Raw genomic sequence first — 2,869 nt, 5'->3', positions numbered from 1 at the left:
GGGCCGGCTTGCTCGCGGCGGCGGCCTTCGGGGGCGCGGGACGCAAGGGTTGCAGGAGCCCCGTGCCGAACAGGTCGCCCTGCCCCGGCTCGTCGGCCGGGGGCTGCTCCGCACCCTTGCGCTTCTTCATCGCGACAGCTTCTCGACCCAGCCCTGGGCCTTGCCGTGCAGCTCGTCGTCCGGCGGCGTCATCGCGACGACGTCGCGGAACTTGGGCAGCGCGTCCTCGGGGCTGGAGTCCTTGATGGAGTAGGCCTGGAGGTACAGGTCCTTCGCCTTGCCCTTGAGGTCGTTGACGATGTTGGCGGCGCCCGTGTGGCCGGGGTCCGCCTGGAGCGCGCGGCGGGCGAACTCCATGGCGCGCGACCACTGGCCGGCGGCCTTCGCGCCCGAGGCGCTCTTGTAATAGATGGTCGCCGCGCGGGTGCCCGCGTTGCGCGCCATCTTGCTGCCGCGCCCGTCCGTGATGTCCTTGTCCAGCGCGAGCAGCCGGGTGAGGCCCTTGGCGTCCAGGTCCTCCAGCTTCTTGTAGAGGTTGCCGAACTCCGTCACCTGCCCCATCAGCTGCTTGCACTGGGGCGTCTTGCCCGCGCACGCGTTGAGGATGGCCGCCGCGCCGGTGAGGTCACCGTCGCGGAAGCGGTCCACGGCGGGCTCCCACGGCTTGGGCGTCGCGGCCACGCGCACGGGGTCCGGACGCGTCAGGTCCGCGATGAGGCGCGCGGCGTCGTCGTTGACGAGCTTGCCGTCGCGGTGCTCCGGGAAGGTCGCCAGCACGTCGTCGGTGATGGCCTTGGCCTTCTGCACGTTCTCCAGCTGGCGCGTGTCCAGCAGCTGCTTGGCTTCCTTCGTGCGCTTGTCGGCCGTGTCCGTCAGGTTCTTGCGCGCCGTCTTCAGCTGCTCGTAGAGCTGCGTGTCGCTGCTGACCTTTTCGATGGACGCCTTCGCGGCGGCCAGCTCACCCTTGTCCAGCGCCGCCTGGGCCGTGGCCAGGTGGCCCTGGTTGGGGATCTCCCGCTCCGCGGCCTTGAGGTAGTCCTCCACGCCGGGGTAGTCCGCCGCCTGCGCGTGGAGCTCCTCCAGCTTCACCTTGGCCTGCTGCCACTGGCCCTCGCGCACCAGGTTCTTGGCCTCCTGGAAGAGCGCGCCCAGCTGCTCGCGGTACTGGCGCTGCTCGGCCTCGATGCGGCCCTGCTCCTCCGCCTGGGCCCGCACGCGCGAGCGCGCCACGCCCAGGCCCGCGAAGAGCAGCACCAGCACGGCGGCGGCCGCCAGCTTGATGCGCATGCGCTTCTTCTGCATCTCCGGCGTGAGCTCCGCGGCGGCGGCGGCGCGCGACGTCTGCGGGCGCGCGCGGCCCTCCCGGGCGGGGCGTGTGGGCACGGCCGTGGGACCGCGGCCGGCCGCCGTGGACGGACGGGGCCGGGGGCTGGAGGGGGCCTGCACCTTGGCGGTGCTGTTGGCGGTGTCCTCGTAGCGCAGCTCCGAGTCGCCCAGGGTGATCACGTCGCCGTTGGCGAGCAGCGTCTCCTCGGAGATGGGCTCGCCGTTGACGATGGTGCCGTTGCCGGAGCCCATGTCACTGACCATCCAGCCGGCGGACTCCTTGCGCAGCGTCACGTGCTTGCGGGAGACGGACGTGTCCTGGATGCAGATGGGGTTGTCCGTGGCGCGGCCGACCGTGTACTCGAGGTCGGAGAGCGCGAACTCCTCACCCTCCATGGGGCCGGCGATGACGACGAGCTTCGCGGGGCGGGCCGCGGCGGCACCGGCGGTCGACCGGCGGGCCGGCGCGCGCTGTCCGGTCCCCGAGGAGGGCGTACCGGACGTCGGCCGCCGGCGGGCGGGGGGAGGTGCGTTCGACATGGAGGTCACCGCGTCCTGCTGAGGGGGGCACGGGCCCTAAAGCTCGTGCTCATAGGCTTTTTCCAGCGCGAGATTGTGGCAGCGATGCTCGGCTGTAGGGAAGCGTCTCCGCACGTCTTCGAGGGTCGCCACCGCGTCCCGTCGGCTGCGGAACTGAACCGCCCGCTGGAACTGCATCATCAGCTGCCCGCACCGGTGGTCCAGCTCCGTTGAAATCTGGGCGATTCGCTCCCGGACGTCGTCGTACAGCTCCGGCTTCTCGTCGAGCGCCTCCAGGGTGATCCACGCGGCGCGGTACTCCCGCCACGCCTTGAACAGGTTCTCCGCGCCCACGTCCTTGAGCTCGTAGAAGCGGGTCCCGGCCCGCACGGACTCCCGGGCGGACGTCACCAGCTGATCCGGCGGCAGCTCCGGCACCGGGATGATCTCCAGCCGCAGGTTCCAGATGCGCCACGGGTCGCGGCCGGGCGGGTTGAGGGCGTTGTCGAAGAGCAGCTGGTTGTTGGCGTTGCGCCGCAGGAGGCTGGGGGGAAGGACCTGCTCCAGCTCGCGCTCGGCCGTCTGCGCCGTGTCCGGGGGCACCCAGCCCAGGGACACGCCGTTGAGGGACAGGTTGACCTCGTCCCGGGTGATGTTGCTCGCCTGGTAGTGCAGCACGGCCACCGCGCGCGTGGGGGACACGAAGCGGAAGTCGAAGAGCTTGTCGTCCGCGTGGGTCCAGCGCACGCCCTCGCCCAGGCCGAACGAGTCCGCCACCGGCTCCATGCCCAGCGTGGAGGGCTCGCGGCCCGGCAGGCGGATGGCCGAAGGCGCCACGAGCGCCACGAGCAGCGTCACCAGCGCCAACGCGCCCACCGCCGCCAGGGACGCGAGGCCGATGCGTCTGGGCAGCGACTGGCGCTGCCAGAAGAGGAGGACCTTGCCCTGGAGCGTCTTGGCCAGCTGCCGCCGCTGCCGGGCCTTGCTGGCCGCGGAGGGCTCCACCTTCGCCACGACCGTCACC

Annotated in this window: 1 protein-coding gene and 1 pseudogene; both read right to left on the bottom strand. The window is 71.7% G+C overall.

What is annotated here, in order from left to right:
• Positions 1-126: 126 nt before the first annotated feature.
• Positions 127-1,866, bottom strand: a complete 1,740-nt coding sequence (locus tag D7X55_RS38115; RefSeq protein ID WP_233610318.1) for an FHA domain-containing protein — start codon at positions 1,864-1,866, stop codon at positions 127-129.
• A 36-nt stretch (positions 1,867-1,902) separates the two neighbouring features.
• Positions 1,903-2,869, bottom strand: a pseudogene (locus D7X55_RS43735) (FHA domain-containing protein); the annotation flags it as partial.

This window comes from Corallococcus sp. AB049A, from assembly GCF_003668885.1.
Lineage (GTDB): Bacteria > Myxococcota > Myxococcia > Myxococcales > Myxococcaceae > Corallococcus > Corallococcus interemptor.
The sequence above is the reverse complement of the archived record's forward strand: the minus strand, read 5'-3'. Positions and strand labels throughout refer to the sequence as shown.